The organism is Flavobacterium sp. GNP010 (genome assembly GCF_056428945.1).
In genome coordinates this window covers 79,772-101,215 of sequence record NZ_JBWJVK010000004.1, presented here as the reverse complement: position 1 = coordinate 101,215, position 21,444 = coordinate 79,772, and the positions used below count along the sequence as shown (strand labels likewise).

Genomic DNA, 21,444 nt, shown 5'->3' with positions numbered 1-21,444 from the left:
TGTGTGTGTAAAAGAAATTTGTACCTTTAGGTATCGCAAATTTAAACAAAATACCATATAATAAAGAATGAATTCAAACGAAATTGACATACACAAAGAATTAAAGAAATATTTTGGCTTTAGCCAATTTAAGGGGCTGCAGGAACAAGTCATAAAATGTATCTTAAACCAAGAGAATACCTTTGTGATCATGCCTACAGGAGGAGGAAAATCACTGTGTTATCAATTGCCTGCTTTGATTCAAGAGGGTACTGCTATAGTAGTTTCGCCTCTAATTGCTTTAATGAAAAATCAAGTGGATGCCATTCGAAGTTTATCTTCAGAAAATGGGGTCGCTCATGTATTAAATTCTTCTCTTACCAAAACTGAAATCACACAAGTAAAAAAAGATATTACGTCTGGATTGACAAAATTGCTTTATGTGGCGCCTGAATCCCTGACAAAGGAGGAGAATGTGAACTTTCTTAAAAATGTAACAATTTCGTTTGTAGCGATAGATGAAGCGCATTGTATTTCTGAATGGGGCCATGATTTTAGACCGGAATATCGAAATCTAAAGCACATCATTAAGCAATTAGGCGATGTTCCTATTATTGGTCTTACCGCAACTGCTACCCCCAAAGTTCAAGAAGATATCCTTAAAAACTTGGATATGTCTGACGCGACTACTTTTAAAGCGTCCTTTAACAGGCCAAATTTATATTACGAAGTACGTACCAAAACGAAAAATATAGAATCGGATATTATTCGTTTTATCAAACAACATAAAGGAAAATCAGGAATTATTTATTGCTTAAGCCGCAAAAAAGTAGAGGCTATTGCTGAAGTGCTACAAGTAAACGGAATTAGTGCCGTGCCGTATCATGCGGGATTGGACGCTAAAACTCGCGCCAAACATCAAGATATGTTCTTGATGGAAGATGTAGATGTAGTAGTGGCTACAATTGCTTTTGGGATGGGAATTGATAAACCAGATGTGCGTTTTGTGATACACCATGACATCCCTAAATCACTAGAGAGTTATTATCAAGAAACGGGTCGTGCAGGTCGTGACGGTGGCGAAGGGCATTGTTTAGCGTATTACTCGTATAAAGATGTAGAAAAATTAGAAAAATTCATGTCGGGCAAACCTATAGCAGAGCAAGAAATAGGATTTGCTTTATTGCAGGAGGTTGTGGCTTACGCCGAAACATCAATGTCTAGAAGGAGATTCTTGTTGCATTATTTCGGAGAGGAATTTGATGAAGTGACAGGAGATGGTGCCGATATGGATGACAATGTTCGCAACCCAAAAACAAAAGTAGAAGCTTGCGATCAAGTGGTGAAATTACTAGAAGTAGTTCGCGATACCAAACATTTATACAAATCAAAAGAAGTTGTTTTTACGCTTATTGGACGTGTCAATGCAGTCATAAAGGCACATCGAACAGATACACAGTCGTTTTTTGGTTGTGGTTCTGAGTTTGATGAAAAATATTGGATGGCATTATTGAGGCAGGTTCTTGTAGCTGGATTTTTATCCAAAGACATTGAGACGTACGGTATTGTAAAAATTACCGAAAAGGGATTGGATTTTATCAAGAATAAGGAATCCTTTATGATGTCTGAAGATCATGAATACAACGAGTCAGAAGATGAAGCCATAGTCACTGCCGCCAAAGCTGGTGGTACCGCCGATGAAGTATTAATGGGTATGTTGCGTGATTTGCGTAAAAAAGTAGCTAAAAAATTAGGCGTGCCTCCATTTGTGGTATTTCAAGATCCTTCGCTTGAAGATATGGCTTTGAAATATCCTATTTCACAAGAGGAATTAATAAACGCCCATGGAGTAGGAGAGGGTAAAGCTAAAAAATATGGTGCAGCATTCTTAGAATTAATAAGCCGTTATGTCGCTGATAATGATATTATTCGCCCAGAAGATTTGGTAGTAAAGTCAACTGGAGTCAACTCAGTTAATAAGCTATATATTATTCAAAACATCGACAGAAAATTATCGCTTGATGATATCGCTTCCGCTAAAGGGTTGAAGATGGATGATTTGATAAAAGAAATGGAACAAATAGTGTATTCAGGAACCAAACTGAATATTAAATATTGGATTGATGATATGCTAGACGATGAGCAACAGGAAGAAATTCATGACTATTTCATGGAATCGGAATCGGATAATATAGAAAATGCACTCAGAGAATTTGATGGAGATTATGATATTGATGAACTGCGATTGATGCGCATCAAATTCATAAGTGAAGTAGCTAATTAACAGGCTCTCACTTTCAAAAAGGTATTAGAATACTATTAAATTTCTCTGTATGATTTTAAGCATTATTATCCCAACATTTAATGAAGCAGCAATAATTGGAAAAACAATCACGTATTTGCAAAATAATCTGTTGGGCAAAGCGTATGAAATAATTATTTCAGATGCTGGCAGTACCGATAATACCATTGCAATAGCGGAAAGTTTAGGCATAAAAGCATTGCACTCACCACTCAAAGGGCGTGCCGGACAAATGAATTATGGTGCACAGAATGCTACTGGAACAGTTTACTTTTTTGTTCATGCAGATTGTTTACCACCACCTACTTTTTTTGATCTGATAGAAAATGCAATTCAAAACAATTTCGATTGTGGCAGTTTTAGAACACGATTTGATAGTTCTAATTTGTTGCTCCGAATAAATTCTTTTTTTACTCAATTCAATTACCTTTTTTTTAGAGGTGGTGACCAAGGCATTTTTGTGACCAAAAAAGTGTGGGATCAAGTGGGCTCATACAATGAGGAAATGTTTATTATGGAAGACTATGACTATTTGGAGCGTCTTTGGAAAAATGCTACTTTCAAACTTATTCCAAAAGCAACGTTAGTTTCTGCAAGAAAATATGAGGAAAACTCCTGGTTAACCGTTCAGCTGGCTAATTTAAAAATAGTTAAGATGTATAAAAAAGGTGCTTCGCAATCGGATATGATTAATGAATATAAAGAACTTTTAAGCTACCGAAAAAATGCATTTTAAAGATAAAGTGGTGTGGATAACTGGTGCTTCATCTGGTATTGGCAAAGAATTAGCCATTCAATTGTCTCAACAAGGTGCAACACTTATTCTAACCTCTTCTAATGAATCACTTTTGAAGGATGTAGCAGCTGAATTGAACTATTCAAAAGTCTATATTTTACCGTATGATTTATTGAATATAGATGGTTTGCCCGATCTTGTATCCCTTGCTTTAGCACTAGAAGGTACTATTGATTGCGTGATCCAAAGCGCGGGAATTAGTCAGCGTGCCGAAGCATCAGAAACGGCTATTGCTGTTTATAAAAAATTAATGGACCTCAATTATTTTGCTCCAGTTGCAATTACACAAGCCATATTGCCTCATTTTAAAAAACACAATAAAGGCAATATTACCGTAATTAGTAGTATTGCTGGTTTAATTGGTTTTCCGCTTCGTTCGGGTTATTCCGCATCGAAACACGCCATTAAGGGGTATTTAGAAACGCTACAATGCGAATTGTATAAAACCAATATTACTGTTTCTATCGTATATCCAGGAAGGATAGATACCAACATTTCTAAAAATGCCTTACTGGGTGATGGTCAGCAATTTGGTGCAACTGACGCGAACAATGAAGTTGGCATGAAAGTCGATGTTTGTGCCAAAAAAATAATTAGTGGTATAAAATCCAATAAAAAAATGGTTATTATTGGTCAAGCGGAGCGGCTCTTGTTATGGTTGTGGTGGTTTGTTCCTTCGCTGTACTATAAAATCGCACATTCAAAAGGTTTACAAAAATAATTTAAGTAGGGTATGCATCAATTTTTATCAGGAATTCAACAAATCGGAATTGGAGTATGTGATGCCGAAACGGCCAAACATACGTACAAACATTTATTTGGAATGGATGTTTTAATTTTTGATGATGAAGCTAAAGCCAGCTTAATGACGCAATATACTGGCGGCCAGGAATTCAATAGAAGAGCAATCTTAACGATGAATTTACAAGGCGGAGGCGGTTTTGAGCTATGGCAGTTCTTGGATCGAGTTCCGAGCAAAGTAAATACGGTCAATTTGGGTGATATCGGAATTTTTGCTGCCATTATTAAATCGGCTGATATTTATAAATCACATCAAAGGCTTTCTACTATTTCGGGACTAAATACTTCAAAATTACATATTTGTCAAAGTGGTATTCACTATTTTTATGTAACAGATAACCAAGGCAATACATTCAAAATAGTTCCATCCGAGGATTGGTTTCAAAAAGACAAACATGATTTGGGAGGTGTTATAGGGGCGGTAATAGGAGTGTCGAATATAGAGCATTCGATCGAGTTTTACCAAACTATTCTGGGGCTAGACACCGTACTTTATGATATCAAAATAAATGAAAATAATCATAATTTCAGAAAAATTGGACTCCATAAAAGCGCTACTGGTAAAGGTGCTTTTAATAAATTATTAGGAAATGTTACGATTGAATTGATTCAAAATTTAGATCAGCAGGCACCCAAAATTTACAGAAATAGGTATTGGGGTGATTGTGGTTTTATTCACCTTTGTTTTGATGTAATAGCCATGGATGATTTAAAAACACACGTACAAAGTCGGGGATTAGATTTTACTGTTGATAGCAATAATACCTTTGCAATGGATAATGCGTCTGGTCGCTTTTGTTACATAGAAGATCCTGATGGTACCTTAATTGAACTCGTTGAAACTCATAGAGTGCCTATCCTGAAAAAAATGGGTTGGTATTTAGATTTAAGAAAGCGAAATCAGGAAAAACCATTACCCAAATGGATGATAAAAATGTTGGCTTTAAGTAAAGTAAAGTAATTTACAAACTCTTGTACAGTTTGTAGCACCAGGCACTCACGGGCATTGTCATGAAAAATAAAAGTCCAATTTTAAAATTGAGAAGTATTGTAATTATTATAGAAAGCAGTACAATGATAATAGGGTAAAAAAGCAGTAACATCCCAAATAATACTGAATCGTAAAATACCGTATTTTTTGTTTTCTTCAAAGCCATTATTTTAAAAATGTGATAGATCAAATAATTCCCTAAAAAGCCGATTAATGCTGGAATAGCCAGCGAAATCTTCTTAATTTTGGTTGCTATTGTATTTGACTTAGGAAATAAAGTAACATCCGAAAGATCGTTTTTCACAATCATATTTTGTAAAACACCAACTTTTAGCAATTCGGTAAACGAATTGTAGAATGTAGCTTCTGGGTTTTTAGTTAAAGTTTCAGGTTTGAAACTCGCGTTAAAATTAAGAATACTGTCTTTTGGGTTTTTTGAAAATGAAGAATAATTGATGTTGGTAGGCACTATTTCTAAGTTTGTTATACCTTCCTTTAAAGCGAGTAAAGCAAGTCGAGCGGTCCCTTTTTTCAAAGGTCTTAGATTCCATTCGTTGACACAAATTCCTTCAGAAAAAATTAAAATAGTTTGATTCTGTTTCAGCAGCGTCAGACACATTTCAAAAGTTTCCATATTTTTACTTAGATTTTCTTTTCCTTCACTTAGTCTGTAAATGGGAATTAAATGCAAGCTTTTTAAAAAGAAGGCAACTAATGGTTTGTTGAAAGCATCTCCACGAGCCAGGAAATAAATAGGTTTGGGGTACCGAACTGCAATATTTATTGCATCAAAAAAAGAGTTAGGATGATTGCACGCTATGATTTTTGGTCCATCCAAAACAAAATTTGGATCAAAATAAGCCACAGCTTTCCGGCAATAGATTTTTATTGCTTTAGATGCAGCTATTTTAAAGAGATGATACACAGTATTTTATTTCCAATGTTCAGGTAAATCTTTTTCTTCGTCTATATCTGACAATTTTATTAGACTATATGATGATAACGAGAGCGTATCAAAATCAAGTATAGTGTCTGAAAAAACAGTATCTGTGCTCCAGTTTTTATTTTGAAAAAGAGGTTCATGCAAAAGTTTCATTCCCAATAAATAATAACCTCCATCATAAGTAGGTCCGATAACAACATCATGACTCTCTAATTTTGAAAAAGCGTCAGAAATTATTGTTGAGTTCAATTCAAAACAATCGCTCCCGATTATACAAACCGATTGATATCCAAGGCTAAAAACTTCTTCAAATGCGGCAGCCATGCGTTGTCCTAAGTCTCCGTTAAACTGTAGTTTTTTATAATAATCAGTAGCGCTCCATTGATCGTCATTATTGATGGAATCCGAATAAAAGACAAATTTATCCGCATCAATTGGACTTGCAATAGATTGGGTATGGGTCAAAAGTTTTTTATAAATTTCAAGTGCTCTTTCGTTACCAATAGTTTTTGCTAGGCGCGTTTTTACTTTCCCAAGTTCCGGATTTTTGGTAAATAGTAGTATGGCATTTTTATTTTGCATAAAAAGTATAATAAAAAGCTGCAACTAAAATGTTAGTTGCAGCTTTTGTTGTTTTAGCAACAGCCTCCACCGTTATAGTGAAAGGTTGATTCGCTAATGTAAATATCGTCTCTGTTCAAATCAGCAAGTGCTTGTGCGGTCTTATCGCACACTGCTAAAGGTTGATTTTTCAATAATGTGTGTCCTTTTTTATCATCAAAATAGGCATCTTTACCATAATAAATAGCGGCTTTACCAGTAAATACACATGCTCCATCCTCTGGCATTGGGTCTTTTATAGCGCACACTTCGATACTTTCGATAAAGATAAGCTCATCAGTAGCATAGTTCTCCGTATCTAAAATTCGGTACGGTCTTCTGCCTCTAATTTCGATAGTTCCAAAACCAACATCAGTCAGCATTTGTATGTATTCCTTAATTGGAATGCTTCCGCTTAGGCAAAGTGCTCTCAGGTGGTCATCGTTTCTCAAGGTTTCATTCATTTCTTGTTCACAGGTAGGATCGCTCATCACTAATCGTCCGCGTGGTTTTAGCACTCGATACATTTCTTGCAATGCTTTTTTCAAATCGTCCGTCTTAAAAATATTGAACAAGCAATTCTGTGCTGCAATATCAATGCTTTCATCTTCTATTGGTAAGTTTAAAGCATCTCCTTTTTTAAGCTCTACAAATTCGCTTTTGAACCAATCATTTTCTTGCTCTGCGATTATAAAATTTTGGCGTGAAGCTTCTAGCATTTCGTCAACAACATCTACACCTACAACACCCCCTTTTTGACGAGAAAAGTAGGAGAATTGTAGTAACTCCATTCCGCCTCCAACTCCTACATATAAAATTTTTGGATTGTTAATCAAGTCTTGAGCCGAAATAGTGCTTCCGCAACCATAATTCATTTCTTGCATTATTTTTGGAATTTCAAGGCCTGGGAATTTCCAAATAGGTGTGGTTGTACAACATAATCCTACGTCTGGGGTTAGTGCTGCATCTCGGTATAGGTTGACGGTTGCGTCTAAATAATTTTCCATTTTAGTAAGTAGTTTTTTTTAAGTTTGTTCTTTTGTTATTGAACTTCTAAAGTTTATTTTTGTTTGATTTAATTTAGGTTGACTTATATTTTTTTAGTTGCTATTAATTAAGCAACTGCACCGCCGCAACTACTTCCAGAGCCAGCCGTACAACCATAACAATGATTGCTAACAATGATGTTTCTATTTAATAGCGAATCGGAATTGTATTCTGAAATGTGTTGGGAATCTCTGCAAGCCACTTTTAACTCAAGCATTTGATTGAAATCACAATCATAAATATAGCCATCCCACCCAATAGAAATGGTATTTCTACACATCACATTCAATGCGGCTGTTGGGTTAAAAGCGTCAATAAGTTTACTCATATAGTCTTCAAAATTTCCAGAGGAGACTAAGTAATCCAAATAACGAGATACTGGTAAATTGGTTATCGCAAATAAATTATTGAACACAATACCAAAATCTTTTTCAAGTGCAAGTTTATACTCTTTTTCGAGGGCATTTTGATCTGGAGGTAAAAAAGCACCTGCAGGATTGTAAACTAAATTTAATGTTAAGCCAGAAGCCTCTTTCCCGTATCCTACTTCATTCAGCATTTTTAATGCTTTTATGGAGCTTTCAAAAACACCATCACCTCGTTGCTTGTCAGTTCTATCTTTAGAGTAAGAGGGCAAAGAGGATATTACTTCTACATTGTGTTTTTTAAAGAATTCCGGTAAGTCATTGTATTTTTTATTGGCGGTGATGATCGTTAGATTGCATCTTACATACATTTGAATGCCTAGTGCACTAATTTCTTCGACAAACCATCTAAAATTTGGATTCATCTCTGGTGCGCCACCCGTCATATCAACCACTTTGTAATTAGGATTTAATTTTAAAATTTCTAAAATTATTTCCATGGTTTCTTTGGTCATGATCTCTTTACGATCGGGACCTGCATCTACATGGCAATGAGTACAAACTTGGTTGCACATTTTACCCAAATTAATCTGAAAAACTTCAAGTGATGTTGGCACTAAAGGATTCAAATTAATTTCATTTAGTTTCGTTCTAAATGGAGTGAACTCCTCTGGATTTTGTTCTAAAATAATAATTTGATTGGCTGCTTTAGATAACGAATTAGAGTTGGCTTTTAAAGATTTCAGTTTTATTTTTTTAAATTCACTCATAAACTAATTTTCTTAACTTTATTCATCATTTGAACTCCGTGAACTAAACTTGCACCACCACGGATGGCTGCTGCAACATGAACCGCCTCCATCATTTGAGCCTCACTATATCCTTTTTCATAAGCATCAGAGCTATAAGCATCAATACAATACGGGCATTGAACAGCATGGGATACTGCCAAAGCAATCAATGATTTTTCTCTGGCTGTCAAGGCGCCTTCTTTGAAAACTTCACCGTAATACCCAAAGAATTTTTCGCCCATTTCCTTTTGAAAATCGACTATGTTACCAAATTTTTTTAAATCGTCTGAATTGTAATAATTCTTGTCCATAAGTATTATTATTTTTATTATTATTTAAAATTTTCTAAATATAAAGTCCAATCGTAATCATTGTATTCTAACTTTGGATCTGCCTCTTTCGGAATGATTTTTAGGTCACTACAAATTTTTAAAATTCCTTTTTTATTGCCAAAGTCACCTCTAAACCAGCTCATTAATGAAGGCACAAACAAAATATTTTTCGTCTTGTCGTATTTAGCATCTGTCATTAAATAACTCTTTGTTGACTTGTCTAATTGCTCATTTATGTTTTTTGGGTCATATGCAGAAACGGGTGGACAACTTTTTGCCCCACAGTTTAAAGCAAAATGAATTCTGTAATCGATTTTGTCGACTCGATATTTTTTCTCTATTTGGGGCGGGAAAATTTTACTCAATTTACCCAAACTCAATTTAACACTCGATTTTCTCAAGAACCCATGTTCAATAAGGTCTAAGCTCACTTTATTCTTTGCTATAGTAAACTGTTCCGATTTAAAAAAAGCTCCTCTGTCTTTATATTGTCCTGGATTTTTTCTTAAAGAATAATTGGTAAAACCATTGTACACATTAATGAAAAAAGCTTTTTTTAAATCATCAGTTTTTAATTGTTTGATTAACTCCTCCTCATTTGCATTAGCAATAATGTCTATATATTCCTTCGTATTAGTTTCTTTAGACTTTAAAGATTCTATAAGTTTTTGTGAAATTCTAACATAATCTGTGGTTTGAGACCAACCCATTTGTGTGAAAAAAAATAATATTACTAGATGTTTCATAGAATGTTTTTTTGTAAATCTATTAATATTTACGAAATTTACCAACAATAGTTTTTTAAAGTATGACATATTTAGAACAAATTTCGCAGTCGGCTGATTATCTGGTTTCAAAAGGAATATTAAATCCAGAAATCGGTCTCGTTTTGGGCACAGGGCTAGGTAAATTTTTAGATTATTTAGAGGTCGAACAGACCATTGATTATGCTGAAATCCCACACTTTCCAGTTTCTACAGTAGAATTTCATAAGGGGAAATTATTATATGGAACGATAGGTTCTAAAAAAGTTATTGTGATGCAAGGTAGATTCCATCTTTACGAAGGGTACAGTTTGCAACAAATAACGTTTCCAATTCGCGTTTTGCAAAAATTAGGAATTCAACAATTACTTTTGAGTAATGCGGCTGGTGGAATCAATAAAAGCTTCAAAAAAGGAGATTTAATAGTGCTAGATGATCACATCAATTTACAAGGAGGCAGTCCGCTTTCTGGCTTGAATAGTTTTGAATTCGGTGGTATTTTTCCAGATATGAGTGCGCCATACAACGCCCGATTGAACAGTATTTTGGTGGAGCAAGCAGTAAACTTAGACGTAAATCTAAAAAAAGGAGTGTATGCTTCTGTTTTTGGACCTCAATTAGAAACTAGAGCAGAATACAGGTATTTGGGTTTTATAGGCGCAGATATGGTAGGTATGAGTACCACACCAGAGGTTATTGTGGCGAATCAACTAGGATTGCCATGTGCAGCGATAAGTGTGATTACAGATGAATGTGATCCAGATAATTTAAAACCCGTTAATATCCCTGAAATAATGGAGGTTGCTGGGATGGCTGATGCCAAATTGAGTCAATTGTTTTTTGAAACTATTCAAAAGCTATAAAACAATTTATTCCTGATACAATTCGCCCCGATGTGGTTTTAAGGCATCGCGAACTTGGATCATATGATCATCAGTTACTACCATGAAAGCAATGGCTTGCATTTCGCCTTGCGTTTCAAAACCGGTGATGTTCAATGGCAGCTTTTCAATGGCAATATATTCTTTCAAATGAATTTCGTGGTGTTCTGCTGTTTTCGCTGAGGCAGGCCCACGAAAATCCCAAATAAGTTTTATTTTTCTAGACATTTTATTTGTTGTTGGATGGCAAAACTACGATAACAATTTTCAAATTACTATTTTTGCCAAAAATCGTACTATGCCTCGCGTATTTCAAACCCAAGTATCACCAGAAGTAGCTCATAATGAATCATTATTGAATGATTATGTTGCAAAGTTTTTCAATACCTCTGTGCAGGAAATTCAAAAAGTTATAATTTTAAAACGCTCTATTGATGCCCGTCAAAAAGCAATTAAGTTCAACATCAAAGCAGATGTATATTTTATTGGAGAAACAGTAAATCAAGAAAAAATAAATATACCAGAGTATAAAAATGTAACAAATGCTCAAGAAGTACTTGTTGTAGGAGCTGGGCCTGCAGGATTATTTGCTGCTTTGCAATTGATTGAACTGGGGTTAAAACCAATTGTGGTTGAACGTGGAAAGGACGTACGTGGACGTCGTAGAGATTTGAAAGCGATTAATGTCGATCATCTTGTCAATGAAGATTCTAATTATTGTTTTGGCGAAGGCGGCGCAGGAACGTATTCTGATGGAAAATTATACACACGTTCTAAAAAAAGAGGCGATGTTACGCGGGTTTTAGAACTGTTTGTTGCTTTTGGCGCTTCACCAGATATCTTGATTGAGGCACATCCACATATTGGAACCAATAAATTACCACAAATCATTCAAGATATTCGAGAGAAAATTATTGAATGTGGCGGACAGGTTTTATTTGAAACCCGTTTGACCGATATTTTAGTAAAAAACAATGAGGTACAGGGTATTGTTACGCATACCGGAGAAACAATTCTTGCTAATAAACTGATTTTAGCCACGGGACATTCAGCTCGTGATATTTTTGAATTATTAGATCGAAAACAAATTTTTATTGAGGCCAAACCTTTTGCCTTGGGCGTACGAGCAGAACATCCACAAACGTTGATAGATAGCATTCAGTACAGTTGTGATTATAGGGGCGATTATTTGCCACCGGCACCATATTCAATCGTGAAGCAAGTAGGAGGTAGGGGAATGTATTCGTTTTGTATGTGTCCAGGCGGCGTTATTGCACCTTGTGCAACAAGTCCCGGAGAAGTGGTGACCAATGGTTGGTCGCCGTCTAAAAGGGATCAGGCTACCGCTAATTCTGGAATCGTCATTGAGCTACAGTTAGAAGATTTCAAACCTTTTGCCAAATTTGGTGCTTTAGCTGGAATGGAATTTCAAAAAAGTATTGAACAAAATGCATGGCATTTGGCTGGGGAAAGTCAAAAAGTTCCTGCACAGCGTATGATCGATTTTACACAAAAGAGAGTTTCCTCAGATATTCCTAAAACGTCTTACGTGCCCGGAACCACTTCAGTTGAAATGGGAGCGGTTTTCCCCAAATTTTTAACAAACATATTACGTGAAGGATTTACAGAATTTGGAAAATCTATGCGTGGCTATTTGACAAATGAAGCCATACTTCATGCACCAGAATCTAGAACTTCATCACCGGTGCGTATTCCAAGAGATCCACAAACGTATGAACATATTCAAATAAAAGGCCTGTACCCTTGTGGTGAAGGAGCGGGTTATGCAGGCGGAATAATTTCGGCAGCTATTGATGGAGAAAAATGTGCACTGATGATTGGAGCTATTTTGAACAAATAAAAAAGTTTATTGAAACGAATTTCAATAAACTTTTGGAAACATCATATTTCATGGTGGCTAGAAAGGTTTTTACCAACTATTTTTGACTATTAAACTCAATTTGAAAGTGACAAAATAATTTGGGCTTTACGCTAATGATCGTAACTCACCACTCTTGAAATCTTCCATTGATTGTCTTTTTTTTGCCAAATCATAAGAAATTTAAAGGTTCCAATTTCTTCCTTTCCGTTTTCCATATGACGGAACTCGTGCGTTCCTGTTTCAATTGCGCCGTAGTCTTTTATGGGATGTACTTCGAGTGTACCTTTGACAAGTTTTCGCGTTAGTCTATTTTCATTTTTAAACATATTGGAAAAATTAGTAAAAACTTTTTCATAGTTTAACAATCCGTCATTGTCTTGAAACCACTCTAAGTCATTGGTGAAGGAAGATTTAAATTTTTCAAAATCTTTTTCATTAAAGGCATTGAACATAATCTCGTCCATTTTTTCTATTTCTCGATACAGTTCATTAGATGTAGGGGCAACTTTCTTTTCTTGAGCGGTTGCTATATTTTGAATACAGAGTAACGCTAGTGTAAAAAGTATTTTATGTTTAAAGAAAGATCTAATCTGTGTCATAGTTCGCTTTTTTATGAAAATGGTAGATGGCAAAAAATATAAGGTTCAAAAAGTATCAATTGAGAGTACCATATTATCAAATAATTTTACTCCTTGTAATTAAAAATGTTTAAAACTAGTTTTTGGCTGCCCTTGATGAATCATAAGTCTACATTGACTTTTCGTTCACGATTGCGCTCGAACTGGCGATGTAACTATTTTGTTTTTAATATCGATAGTTCTAAAAATTGCTAGTTGTTATTTTTTGGATTGCATTTCCATATAGTCAATTGTTAAGTTGGATAATACTTTCATTCCTAACAGAAAACCGCTTTCATCGATGTAAAAATCAGGCGTGTGATGCGGCGCTGTCTCCGATATTGGTTTGCCTTTTGGGGCACCACCAAGAAAAAAGTACAAACCTGGAATTTTTTCCTGATAATAAGAAAAGTCCTCAGCACCAGTTACAGCAGGAGTAATTGAAACATTTTCCTTTCCGGCTGTAGCTTCAAGTGTAGGGATCATTTTTTCCGTCAATGTGGGATCATTGTATGTAATAAGTGTTTGGTTTGTTATGTTAACCTCGGCAGTTGCTCCCGCACTTTCAGCGATAGACGTTACTACTTTTTTTAATCTAGCATGCAACATTTCCTGAACTTTAACATCAAGAGAACGAATGGTTCCAGTCATAATTAGTTCTTCGGGAATCACATTACTTCTTACTCCAGCGTTTATTTGTCCGACACTGATCACTGCTGGAGATTCTGCAAGATTTATATTTCGGCTAACAATAGTTTGAATTCCCATGATGATTTGTGCTGCTGTAGCAATAGGGTCAATACCCAACCATGGATAGGCGCCATGCGTTTGTTTTCCATTTATTTTTATGGTAAACCAGTCCGAAGCCGCCATAGTACCACGTGAACGGTATTTTATTTTGCCTACTTCGGTTTGAGCGTTAATGTGCAAACCAAAAATGGCCTCGACTTTAGGGTTTTCCAAAACGCCTTCTTTAACCATCAATTTTGCTCCTCCTTCTTCACCTTCGGGAGGACCTTCTTCGGCTGGTTGGAAAATAAATTTCACAGTCCCTTTTAATTCGCTTTTTATAGAAGCTAAAATTTCGGCAGTTCCCATGAGTATTGCAGTATGGGTATCATGACCACAAGCATGCATTACAGGAACTGTTTTTCCGTTGTATTCTCCCTCTACTTTGGAAGCGAAAGAAATTGCTGCTCGCTCTTTTACGGGTAACGCATCAATATCTGCTCGAAGAGCAATAACTGGTCCTGGTTTGCTTCCTCTTAAAATACCTACAACACCTGTTTTTGCGATTCCGGTTTGTACTTCGATACCTAAACTGCGCAAATGTGCAGCAATTTTTTCAGCGGTTTTAAATTCGCGATTTCCTAATTCTGGATTTTGATGAAAGTCTCTTCTCCAAGAAATAACTTTGGATTCTAATGATGCTGCTTTTGTGTCAATTTTAGATTTGAGCGCTGTGTTTTGCGCAGATGCAATAACGGAGAATAACGATATGCTTGTGAAAAGAATGATTTTTTTCATGAATTGAAAGGTGGTTTTGGTTGGTTAATGTCAATTTACATTACTGAAATTCAGTTTGAAGGGCTGTCAATTGACTTCGATTTAAACAAATATAACAAAATTTTAAAGTTTTCAGTCGCATGAAAGATTACTGTAATTTAATTTTTTTATGAGCAAAAAAAAACGCCATGTTTTAAAGGACAAGGCGTTGGTTTGGTATTTTATTTTTTTTTCAATCGGCTTTTAAAAAGTTTTTCAAACTTTTCCATTTTAGGTTGGATTACCATTTGGCAATACGGTTGACTTTTATTATTTACATAGTAATTTTGATGGTAGTCTTCCGCTTTGTAAAATTTAGTAAGTGGTTCTAATGTGGTTACGATTGCGCTGTCATAAATTTTTGCTTTTTTCATCGCAGTAATAACCGATTGTGCTGCTTTTTTTTGTAAATCATTTTTAAAAAAAATAGCAGAACGGTATTGTGTTCCTACATCAGCACCTTGTCGGTTTAGTGTAGTTGGATCATGCACTGTGAAAAACACTTTAAAAATTTCATCAAGATTTGTGACGTTTTTATCATAGGTTATTTGCACTACTTCGGCATAGCCCGATCTTCCCGTAGAAACATCTTCGTAACTAGGATTAGCATTTTTACCTCCAGCGTAACCAGACACGGCTGATTTTACTCCAATTAAATTTTCATAAACGGCCTCAACACACCAATAACAACCTCCCGCTAGCGTAATGGTTTCAAAATTGGGTTGTTTGTTTGCAGGTTTTTGTGCAAATAAACTAGTAGCGGTTATTAAACACAGTAGCAATACTTTTTTCATTTTATTTGGTATCTGGTATAAAGTCAAGTGCGATAGAATTCATGCAATATCTTTTGCCAGTAGGCGCAGGTCCATCATCAAAAAGATGTCCTAGATGCCCATCGCATCTTCCGCAAAGGGCTTCGATTCTTTCCATTCCAAGAGAGTTGTCTGTTTTGTACACCACGCTGCTTTTACTGTCTTGTTCAAAAAAACTTGGCCAACCGCAATTGCTCGAAAATTTAGCCCCTGAGCGAAAAAGTTTATTTCCACAAGCGGCGCAGTAATACGTTCCTTTTTCATCGGTGTCCCAATATTTTCCTGTAAAAGGTCTTTCGGTATCTGCGTTACGGGATACTTCATAAACATCTTCGGGTAAAATCTTTTTCCACTCGGCATCACTAACCTTCAGTTTTTTAGTGTCTGTATTGGAATAATATGGATTCCCTGGTTTGTTGATTGAATTTCCCATTGCTATAGATTTTTCGGTACTGTCCTTTTTATTTTTCGTTTGTCCACAGGCAGTAAACATGAATAAAGGAAGTAAAAATAATAGGCTTAAAAAATATCTTGTTGTTTTCATAATTTTCTTTTTATACTACAAATGTAAAGCGATTTTGAAACAAAAAATGTCGCCTACTTTGCAAATTAATAGTTATTTAAGTAAGTTTTAACTAACGTTAGTTACGGGTAAAATACAGTTCTGGATTTAGAATTAACAAAGCCTTATAATTATACAATCATTCGCATATTGATAAGGTGTTTTTTGAAGCCTACTTTCTCATAGGCTTTTATTGCCGAAGTATTGTCGTTGTATACATCCAGTCTCATTTCGAATACATCCTGAAGAATGCACCACTTTTTGAGCGCTTCAATAATTTTAGCGTTTACTCCTTTTCCTCTGTGATTAGCAACTGTGTACATAAATCCTAAATAGGCATAGTTCAGATGATTCAAATAAGGTTTCGCGACCTCTATTCGCGCATATCCAGAGCCTATGAGTTCCAGATCAATTTCGGCAACTACTATTTGTATATGTGGTGCTGAAATCATTTTTTCGATGTCATAATAATGTATCTTTTCTGCTTTTAGAGTGGGGTCAAAAGGACGTTCGGCAGTAATAATTGCTTGTTCAAATTCAAGGAGTTTTTCTAAATCGTTTGGATGTGCTTTTCGAATGATTATTTGGTGCATCTTATTGATTGTTATAGTATTTAAAATTACAAAAAAAACTTTTGAAAGTAAACATTGAATTTGCTTAGATTAGCAACAAAATAAATTCACTTCAACAATTCGAAACAGAACGTTAAAGCCCCCGTCTCTAATAATCTTTTTTGTATTTTTGATCAGCAAAAGAATACTATGGTAGAAGAAAACGTAATATTAGTTAATCACAACGATGAGCAAATCGGATTGATGCCTAAACTCGAAGCACATGAAAAAGCAGTTTTACATCGTGCTTTTTCAGTTTTTGTTTTAAACAGCAAAAATGAAATTATGTTGCAGCAGCGCGCCAGTCAAAAATACCATTCGCCATTGCTGTGGACCAACACGTGTTGTAGTCACCAGCGCGATGGAGAAACTAATATTCAAGCAGGAAGTCGTCGTTTATTTGAAGAAATGGGTTTTAATACAGAACTCAAAGAGCTTTTTCATTTTATTTATAAAGCTCCTTTTGATAATGGTTTAACAGAACATGAGCTTGATCACGTTATGATTGGGTATTATGACGATGCACCAAATATAAATCGGGAGGAAGTAGAAGACTGGAAGTGGATGAAAATTGAAGATGTAAAATCAGATATGGAGACACATCCGGCTTTGTATACGGTTTGGTTCAAAATTATTTTCGATGAGTTTTATCATTTTCTAGAAGACCACAAAATATAGCGCTGTCGCTAAAAAATCAATAACAGAACATTACAAATAGATTTTCTAACGCATCGCAATCTTAAATTATATATCATGAAAGTTACTATTTCGCGCAAAGCCCATTTTAATGCGGCTCACAGATTACACCGCAAGGATTGGACATGGGAACAAAACGATGCGATTTTTGGGAAGTGTAATAATCCCAATTTTCATGGTCATAACTATGAACTAATAGTTAGTGTTACTGGCCAGATTGATCCCGAAACAGGATATGTTATGGATGTAAAGTTTTTAAGCGACATTATTAAAGAAGATGTAGAGAATCAATTTGATCATAAAAATTTAAATCTGGATGTGCCAGAGTTTCAGGATTTGAATCCAACTGCCGAAAATATAGTAGTCGTTATTTGGAATAAAATCAGAAAAAGAATCAAACCAGAATTTGAACTAGAAGTGGTTCTATATGAAACCCCTAGAAATTTTGTAACGTATAAAGGAGAATGAAAGAACTAAAAGTAGGGGATACCATTCCCCATTTTATTGCTAAAGATGCTACAGGGAGTGAATTTGATAGTAAAACCCTAGTAGGCCAAAAGCCGCTTGTGATTTATTTTTATCCAAAAGATAATACACCAGGATGTACAGCTGAGGCTTGTAGTTTTAGAGATTTATACGAAGATTTTAAGGATCTTGGGGCAGAAGTAATAGGTATTAGTAGTGATACTATTGCTTCCCATCAAAAATTTGCTAAACAATTCAAACTACCTTTTATTCTTTTGTCAGATTCAGATAAAAAAATTAGAAAACTTTTTGGTGTTCCCACGGGAATGTTCGGTTTACTGCCGGGAAGAGTTACCTATGTCACTGATAAAAATGGAGTGATTCAAATGATTTTTGATAGTATGCTGGCTACAAAACATATTCCCAAAGCGCTGGAAGCTATTAAAAAATTAGTGTAATTTATAGTAAAAATCTACTTGAAGGCTATTCTGATAGATTTCAATTTATGCCTTGTTTTTGGTCATTTATTGATTTCTGTAAAAAGAGAATCTATATTCTCGAGAATAATATGGATTTTTTATATCTTACAAATTCAAAATAATCATCTGAATGAAACTTTATCCTTTACAATTTGAACCCATTTTCAAAGAAAGAATCTGGGGAGGTGAAAAACTAAAAACACTACTTAATAAACCAATAACATCAACAATTACTGGAGAAAGTTGGGAGTTGTCTACTGTTGAAGGTGATGTAAGTGTTGTTGCAAACGGAGCATGGAAAGGCAAATCATTGACTGCTATTATTGATAATGCACCGGTCGAAATTTTGGGAACTGAAGTTTATACTAGATTTGGAAAACAATTTCCGTTGCTTTTCAAATATTTAGATGCTCGCGAAGATTTGTCCATACAAGTGCATCCAAATGATGAGTTGGCCAAAAAAAGACATCATTCTTTTGGTAAAACAGAAATGTGGTATATCATGCAAGCTGATGATGACGCCCGAATAATTGTGGGCTTCAAAGAAAAATCGGATGCCAGTGAGTATTTAGAAAATCTAGAAAACAAAACCTTACTTTCTATTCTGGACGATATAAAAGTGAAATCAGGTGATGTTTTCTTTTTAGAAACAGGAACCGTTCATGCTATTGGTGCTGGATTAGTGGTTGCTGAGATACAACAAACTTCGGATATTACATACCGTCTCTATGATTTTGACAGGCTAGATGCCAATGGTAATACAAGGGAATTACATGTTGATTTAGCTTTGGAAGCTATCAATTATGATAAAGTCGAAACGAAGAAAGAGTATACTAAGAAAATAAATAGTTCAAACGAAATTGTCGAGTGTCCTTATTTTACGACTAATTTTATTCCTTTAGACGGACAGATTTCTATTTCTAAATCTGCTAAATCCTTTACGGTTTATATGTGTACAGAAGGGGCATTTGAACTGGAATATAGTAGCTCAAAAACGCAATATAAAAAAGGAGATACGGTTTTGATTCCTGCGGCAATGAATGCGTTCATTCTCAGTGGAAAAGCTTCCATTTTAGAAATTTACATTTCATAGTCGGTAATAGAAAGATTATGTGTACTTTTGCAGACGCAAATTAAAATTCAAATTTTAAAAAAATAAAAATGGCAAACGTTAAAAATTTAAAAAAAGACATCAACTACGTTTTAGGAGATATTATTGAAGCAGTTTACTTGTTCGAAATTTCTACAACAGGAAAACCAACAACTGAAACTAATGATTTAATTGATGAAGCTATCGCTGCTTTTGACGCTTTAATCACAAAAGTGAATGCAAAAAAAGTTGAAAATAAAAAAGCACATTTCAAACAAATCAATGTTGAATTGGAACAAACTGCTAATCAATTGATTGCTAAAATCAACGAATTGTAGTCAAAAAAAAAGCAAAAAAAGTTTGAATTTGTTTTGCAAAATAGAAATTCAGACTTATATTTGCACCCGTAATGAGTCGCCAGCGTAGCTCAGTTGGCTAGAGCAGCTGATTTGTAATCAGCAGGTCGTGGGTTCGAGTCCCTCCGCCGGCTCTTAATAAAACCATCCCTTTCATCCGGGATGGTTTTTTGTTTTTAGTACTACATGAATAAAATTCTTTTTATTTGGATGTCCTATTTTTTATGTTAAATTTGATGACTAACTAAAAAAAGAAATTATGGAAGAGCATTCAATTACTGAGAATTTAGAAATGAAACTAAACGAGTCTGCAAAAGACTTTTTGAAAGAGACCGCGAAATGGGCTTATTTTTTATCCATTTTGGGGTATGTAGGAATTGGTTTTATAGTTCTTGCAGGTTTATTTGCAGGTACACTATTCTCTGCAATGGGAAAAATGAATCCTGCCATGAGCAGTATGGGCAGCTCTTTTGGAATAATCATGGCTGTCGTTTATTTACTCCTCGCCGCTCTTTATTTTTTTCCAGTATATTATTTAAACAAGTTTGCTTCAAATGCTAAAATCGCATGTGCAACAAACGATTCCGATAAATTGACGGTTTCATTTCAATACTTAAAATCGCATTACAAGTTTATTGGCATAATGACGATAGTTATTTTTTCTTTATACTTTTTAATGATCATTATCGCGTTTATTGGTGGTGCAGCAATGGGTAGCATGTAATTTGTATTTATATCTAATTCTGTTTTATTGTGCTTTAAGTATTGCTTGGGTTTTAAAACAAAAAAATCATCTTGTGAAATCAAGATGATTTTTTGTTTTAAATAAGGAAAAGGAAAAGTCAGACTGCGCTTTCTATTTTTGACTTTTAATACTTGCAATATACTGTGTTAGCTTTTTTCCATATAATGAATTGGCTACTTGGGGAGACATTGATTTTTGTATTGTATCTAAATATTTGATATTGATATCGTATATTTCTGAAAGTGCGATAAAAGGCGCTACTTCAAATTTCCTATTATTTAGTGCAAAATTAGTGGCAAATAAATACTTTCTTTTGATATTTGAATCTTGTCTTATGATGATGCTATCAATCTTTTTCGTGTTTTTACTTTTGATGGCATTGAATTTTTGCTCAATTAAGGAAAGATTTTCGTCTGTGTAACGAGTATTGATTTTTTTATACTCTTCATATATTTCCTGATTTTTTGATCCTTTAATTTTAGCATCAGATAAATACCGATCTAAACTTGTTTCAATAGTAATGTTTCCTGGTTCAGCAAAAAATGGTAAATTATTGTCTAAGGAATTGGTTACGCCTCTATCCAAAAATAAATAGAGCATTTCTGGAGATTTAAGGTCTAAATTGCTTTCAAAAGAGGAGTTTCCATCCATTTTTATAGTGTCAATGGCAACTAATTTATTATCAAGGATTCTCTGGATATACAAAGTACCTTTTTTTAGTCCTTTAATATTTCCCGTAATGTGTAAGTTGGTTTTTGATGTATTGTTGTTGCAAGAGGCCAAAAGAATAAGTGTGACAAATGCAATAATCGATTTTTTCATGTTTAGTTAATTTGTTTGAGAAGCAAAGGTTTCGCTATTTTTTTGATTAATTTTAAATTTTGCGATTCCATCGCTATTATTTTCTAGTCATTACTATTGTGGTGCAAAATAAAGAAAATTGTTGGAATGATTTTGCTAATGCGTTCAATTTTCAAAAAAAATACCCCCAA

The 21,444-nt window shown here is 34.7% G+C and carries 25 protein-coding genes and 1 tRNA gene; 13 read left to right on the top strand and 13 right to left on the bottom strand.

Features of this window, described 5'->3' with window-relative positions; translation table 11 throughout:
• The first annotated feature begins 67 nt into the window (after positions 1 to 67).
• From recQ to AC061C_RS02555, 4 genes are read left to right on the top strand one after another with little or no spacing between them, the layout of a single operon-like run.
• A complete protein-coding gene (gene recQ / locus AC061C_RS02570; protein WP_417979315.1) occupies positions 68 to 2,263 on the top strand; it encodes a DNA helicase RecQ in 2,196 nt (731 codons plus the stop codon).
• Positions 2,264 to 2,312: 49 nt separating this feature from the next.
• The gene (locus AC061C_RS02565; RefSeq protein ID WP_417983972.1) at positions 2,313 to 3,017 is read left to right on the top strand and encodes a TIGR04283 family arsenosugar biosynthesis glycosyltransferase; all 705 of its coding nucleotides are present in this window, start codon (positions 2,313 to 2,315) and stop codon (positions 3,015 to 3,017) included.
• Positions 3,007 to 3,798 (top strand): SDR family oxidoreductase, encoded by a 792-nt coding sequence (locus tag AC061C_RS02560; RefSeq protein ID WP_478289895.1) that lies wholly within the window; start codon positions 3,007 to 3,009, stop codon positions 3,796 to 3,798. The genes AC061C_RS02565 and AC061C_RS02560 overlap by 11 nt, the downstream gene beginning before the upstream one ends.
• Positions 3,799 to 3,810: 12 nt before the next feature.
• A complete protein-coding gene (locus AC061C_RS02555) occupies positions 3,811 to 4,839 on the top strand; it encodes a VOC family protein (protein WP_478289894.1) in 1,029 nt (342 codons plus the stop codon).
• Between the two features lies 1 nt (position 4,840).
• Here AC061C_RS02555 and AC061C_RS02550 read toward each other — a convergent pair whose 3' ends face one another.
• The 6 genes from AC061C_RS02550 to AC061C_RS02525 form a co-directional block, all read right to left on the bottom strand.
• Entirely contained in the window at positions 4,841 to 5,794 is a 954-nt protein-coding gene (locus tag AC061C_RS02550) for a 1-acyl-sn-glycerol-3-phosphate acyltransferase (RefSeq protein ID WP_478289893.1), read from the bottom strand.
• A gap of 6 nt (positions 5,795 to 5,800) precedes the next feature.
• Positions 5,801 to 6,394, bottom strand: a complete 594-nt coding sequence (locus AC061C_RS02545) for a TIGR04282 family arsenosugar biosynthesis glycosyltransferase (protein WP_478289892.1) — start codon at positions 6,392 to 6,394, stop codon at positions 5,801 to 5,803.
• A gap of 53 nt (positions 6,395 to 6,447) precedes the next feature.
• Positions 6,448 to 7,419 (bottom strand): arsenosugar biosynthesis arsenite methyltransferase ArsM, encoded by a 972-nt coding sequence (gene arsM / locus AC061C_RS02540; protein WP_309756965.1) that lies wholly within the window; start codon positions 7,417 to 7,419, stop codon positions 6,448 to 6,450.
• Between the two features lie 107 nt (positions 7,420 to 7,526).
• Positions 7,527 to 8,594 carry an arsenosugar biosynthesis radical SAM (seleno)protein ArsS gene (gene arsS / locus AC061C_RS02535; protein WP_478289891.1) on the bottom strand — a complete coding sequence of 356 codons (1,068 nt, stop codon included), beginning with the start codon at positions 8,592 to 8,594 and terminating at the stop codon, positions 7,527 to 7,529.
• Positions 8,591 to 8,926 (bottom strand): arsenosugar biosynthesis-associated peroxidase-like protein, encoded by a 336-nt coding sequence (locus tag AC061C_RS02530; RefSeq protein ID WP_309757859.1) that lies wholly within the window; start codon positions 8,924 to 8,926, stop codon positions 8,591 to 8,593. The genes arsS and AC061C_RS02530 overlap by 4 nt, the downstream gene beginning before the upstream one ends.
• A 20-nt stretch (positions 8,927 to 8,946) precedes the next feature.
• Positions 8,947 to 9,693 (bottom strand): DUF547 domain-containing protein, encoded by a 747-nt coding sequence (locus AC061C_RS02525; RefSeq protein ID WP_478289890.1) that lies wholly within the window; start codon positions 9,691 to 9,693, stop codon positions 8,947 to 8,949.
• 62 nt (positions 9,694 to 9,755) lie between these two features.
• Here AC061C_RS02525 and AC061C_RS02520 point away from each other — a divergent pair, with 62 nt between their 5' ends.
• On the top strand, positions 9,756 to 10,574 hold the full coding sequence (locus AC061C_RS02520; protein ID WP_478289889.1) for a purine-nucleoside phosphorylase: 819 nt from the start codon (positions 9,756 to 9,758) through the stop codon (positions 10,572 to 10,574).
• 6 nt (positions 10,575 to 10,580) lie between these two features.
• Here the strand turns inward: AC061C_RS02520 and AC061C_RS02515 are convergent, their stop codons facing one another.
• Positions 10,581 to 10,820, bottom strand: a complete 240-nt coding sequence (locus AC061C_RS02515) for a hypothetical protein (RefSeq protein WP_309757850.1) — start codon at positions 10,818 to 10,820, stop codon at positions 10,581 to 10,583.
• 70 nt (positions 10,821 to 10,890) lie between these two features.
• Between AC061C_RS02515 and AC061C_RS02510 the strand changes: the two genes are divergently transcribed.
• The gene (locus tag AC061C_RS02510; protein ID WP_478289888.1) at positions 10,891 to 12,453 is read left to right on the top strand and encodes an NAD(P)/FAD-dependent oxidoreductase; all 1,563 of its coding nucleotides are present in this window, start codon (positions 10,891 to 10,893) and stop codon (positions 12,451 to 12,453) included.
• A 131-nt stretch (positions 12,454 to 12,584) separates the two neighbouring features.
• On the opposite strand, the gene AC061C_RS02505 is transcribed toward AC061C_RS02510, so the two are convergent.
• The 5 genes from AC061C_RS02505 to AC061C_RS02485 all read right to left on the bottom strand — a co-directional run bounded on the left by AC061C_RS02505 (position 12,585) and on the right by AC061C_RS02485 (position 16,603).
• Complete coding sequence (locus AC061C_RS02505) at positions 12,585 to 13,073, bottom strand: nuclear transport factor 2 family protein (protein ID WP_478289887.1); 489 nt, start codon at positions 13,071 to 13,073, stop codon at positions 12,585 to 12,587.
• Between the two features lie 237 nt (positions 13,074 to 13,310).
• The gene (locus AC061C_RS02500; RefSeq protein WP_478289886.1) at positions 13,311 to 14,618 is read right to left on the bottom strand and encodes an amidohydrolase; all 1,308 of its coding nucleotides are present in this window, start codon (positions 14,616 to 14,618) and stop codon (positions 13,311 to 13,313) included.
• A gap of 200 nt (positions 14,619 to 14,818) precedes the next feature.
• A complete protein-coding gene (gene msrA, locus AC061C_RS02495) occupies positions 14,819 to 15,430 on the bottom strand; it encodes a peptide-methionine (S)-S-oxide reductase MsrA (RefSeq protein ID WP_478289885.1) in 612 nt (203 codons plus the stop codon).
• Position 15,431: 1 nt separating this feature from the next.
• Positions 15,432 to 15,992: a peptide-methionine (R)-S-oxide reductase MsrB gene (gene msrB, locus AC061C_RS02490; RefSeq protein WP_478289884.1), complete on the bottom strand. Its 561-nt coding sequence runs from the start codon at positions 15,990 to 15,992 to the stop codon at positions 15,432 to 15,434.
• Positions 15,993 to 16,141: 149 nt separating this feature from the next.
• Entirely contained in the window at positions 16,142 to 16,603 is a 462-nt protein-coding gene (locus AC061C_RS02485) for a GNAT family N-acetyltransferase (protein WP_417970491.1), read from the bottom strand.
• Between the two features lie 168 nt (positions 16,604 to 16,771).
• On the opposite strand from AC061C_RS02485, the gene idi reads away from it, so the two are divergent.
• The 7 genes from idi (at position 16,772) to AC061C_RS02450 (ending at position 20,431) form a co-directional block, all read left to right on the top strand.
• Positions 16,772 to 17,299 carry an isopentenyl-diphosphate Delta-isomerase gene (gene idi, locus AC061C_RS02480; protein WP_417970493.1) on the top strand — a complete coding sequence of 176 codons (528 nt, stop codon included), beginning with the start codon at positions 16,772 to 16,774 and terminating at the stop codon, positions 17,297 to 17,299.
• Between the two features lie 75 nt (positions 17,300 to 17,374).
• Positions 17,375 to 17,785, top strand: coding sequence for a 6-pyruvoyl trahydropterin synthase family protein (locus AC061C_RS02475; protein ID WP_309757837.1), 411 nt, complete (start codon positions 17,375 to 17,377; stop codon positions 17,783 to 17,785).
• The gene (locus AC061C_RS02470; RefSeq protein WP_478289883.1) at positions 17,782 to 18,240 is read left to right on the top strand and encodes a peroxiredoxin; all 459 of its coding nucleotides are present in this window, start codon (positions 17,782 to 17,784) and stop codon (positions 18,238 to 18,240) included. The genes AC061C_RS02475 and AC061C_RS02470 overlap by 4 nt, the downstream gene beginning before the upstream one ends.
• A 151-nt stretch (positions 18,241 to 18,391) precedes the next feature.
• Positions 18,392 to 19,354: a type I phosphomannose isomerase catalytic subunit gene (locus tag AC061C_RS02465; RefSeq protein WP_478289882.1), complete on the top strand. Its 963-nt coding sequence runs from the start codon at positions 18,392 to 18,394 to the stop codon at positions 19,352 to 19,354.
• A gap of 68 nt (positions 19,355 to 19,422) precedes the next feature.
• The gene (locus tag AC061C_RS02460; RefSeq protein WP_099713324.1) at positions 19,423 to 19,689 is read left to right on the top strand and encodes a hypothetical protein; all 267 of its coding nucleotides are present in this window, start codon (positions 19,423 to 19,425) and stop codon (positions 19,687 to 19,689) included.
• Positions 19,690 to 19,767: 78 nt separating this feature from the next.
• Positions 19,768 to 19,841: transfer RNA gene (locus tag AC061C_RS02455), tRNA-Thr, on the top strand.
• 125 nt (positions 19,842 to 19,966) lie between these two features.
• Positions 19,967 to 20,431, top strand: a complete 465-nt coding sequence (locus tag AC061C_RS02450; protein ID WP_478289881.1) for a hypothetical protein — start codon at positions 19,967 to 19,969, stop codon at positions 20,429 to 20,431.
• 132 nt (positions 20,432 to 20,563) lie between these two features.
• On the opposite strand, the gene AC061C_RS02445 is transcribed toward AC061C_RS02450, so the two are convergent.
• Positions 20,564 to 21,274 (bottom strand): DUF4369 domain-containing protein, encoded by a 711-nt coding sequence (locus tag AC061C_RS02445; protein ID WP_478289880.1) that lies wholly within the window; start codon positions 21,272 to 21,274, stop codon positions 20,564 to 20,566.
• Positions 21,275 to 21,444: the final 170 nt, after the last annotated feature.

What these genes read in the sequence shown, in the direction of transcription:
- arsS (WP_478289891.1), bottom strand. Translation starts at nt 8,594, where the DNA reads ATGAGTGAATTTAAAAAAATAAAACTGAAATCTTTAAAAGCCAACTCT.
- msrB (WP_478289884.1), bottom strand. Translation starts at nt 15,992, where the DNA reads ATGAAAACAACAAGATATTTTTTAAGCCTATTATTTTTACTTCCTTTA.
- idi (WP_417970493.1), top strand. Translation starts at nt 16,772, where the DNA reads ATGGTAGAAGAAAACGTAATATTAGTTAATCACAACGATGAGCAAATC.
- AC061C_RS02520 (WP_478289889.1), top strand. Translation starts at nt 9,756, where the DNA reads ATGACATATTTAGAACAAATTTCGCAGTCGGCTGATTATCTGGTTTCA.
- AC061C_RS02475 (WP_309757837.1), top strand. Translation starts at nt 17,375, where the DNA reads ATGAAAGTTACTATTTCGCGCAAAGCCCATTTTAATGCGGCTCACAGA.
- AC061C_RS02465 (WP_478289882.1), top strand. Translation starts at nt 18,392, where the DNA reads ATGAAACTTTATCCTTTACAATTTGAACCCATTTTCAAAGAAAGAATC.
- AC061C_RS02555 (WP_478289894.1), top strand. Translation starts at nt 3,811, where the DNA reads ATGCATCAATTTTTATCAGGAATTCAACAAATCGGAATTGGAGTATGT.
- arsM (WP_309756965.1), bottom strand. Translation starts at nt 7,419, where the DNA reads ATGGAAAATTATTTAGACGCAACCGTCAACCTATACCGAGATGCAGCA.
- AC061C_RS02565 (WP_417983972.1), top strand. Translation starts at nt 2,313, where the DNA reads ATGATTTTAAGCATTATTATCCCAACATTTAATGAAGCAGCAATAATT.
- AC061C_RS02560 (WP_478289895.1), top strand. Translation starts at nt 3,007, where the DNA reads ATGCATTTTAAAGATAAAGTGGTGTGGATAACTGGTGCTTCATCTGGT.
- AC061C_RS02530 (WP_309757859.1), bottom strand. Translation starts at nt 8,926, where the DNA reads ATGGACAAGAATTATTACAATTCAGACGATTTAAAAAAATTTGGTAAC.
- AC061C_RS02525 (WP_478289890.1), bottom strand. Translation starts at nt 9,693, where the DNA reads ATGAAACATCTAGTAATATTATTTTTTTTCACACAAATGGGTTGGTCT.
- AC061C_RS02485 (WP_417970491.1), bottom strand. Translation starts at nt 16,603, where the DNA reads ATGCACCAAATAATCATTCGAAAAGCACATCCAAACGATTTAGAAAAA.
- AC061C_RS02505 (WP_478289887.1), bottom strand. Translation starts at nt 13,073, where the DNA reads ATGACACAGATTAGATCTTTCTTTAAACATAAAATACTTTTTACACTA.
- msrA (WP_478289885.1), bottom strand. Translation starts at nt 15,430, where the DNA reads ATGAAAAAAGTATTGCTACTGTGTTTAATAACCGCTACTAGTTTATTT.
- AC061C_RS02450 (WP_478289881.1), top strand. Translation starts at nt 19,967, where the DNA reads ATGGAAGAGCATTCAATTACTGAGAATTTAGAAATGAAACTAAACGAG.
- AC061C_RS02445 (WP_478289880.1), bottom strand. Translation starts at nt 21,274, where the DNA reads ATGAAAAAATCGATTATTGCATTTGTCACACTTATTCTTTTGGCCTCT.
- AC061C_RS02500 (WP_478289886.1), bottom strand. Translation starts at nt 14,618, where the DNA reads ATGAAAAAAATCATTCTTTTCACAAGCATATCGTTATTCTCCGTTATT.
- AC061C_RS02545 (WP_478289892.1), bottom strand. Translation starts at nt 6,394, where the DNA reads ATGCAAAATAAAAATGCCATACTACTATTTACCAAAAATCCGGAACTT.
- AC061C_RS02470 (WP_478289883.1), top strand. Translation starts at nt 17,782, where the DNA reads ATGAAAGAACTAAAAGTAGGGGATACCATTCCCCATTTTATTGCTAAA.
- recQ (WP_417979315.1), top strand. Translation starts at nt 68, where the DNA reads ATGAATTCAAACGAAATTGACATACACAAAGAATTAAAGAAATATTTT.
- AC061C_RS02515 (WP_309757850.1), bottom strand. Translation starts at nt 10,820, where the DNA reads ATGTCTAGAAAAATAAAACTTATTTGGGATTTTCGTGGGCCTGCCTCA.
- AC061C_RS02510 (WP_478289888.1), top strand. Translation starts at nt 10,891, where the DNA reads ATGCCTCGCGTATTTCAAACCCAAGTATCACCAGAAGTAGCTCATAAT.
- AC061C_RS02460 (WP_099713324.1), top strand. Translation starts at nt 19,423, where the DNA reads ATGGCAAACGTTAAAAATTTAAAAAAAGACATCAACTACGTTTTAGGA.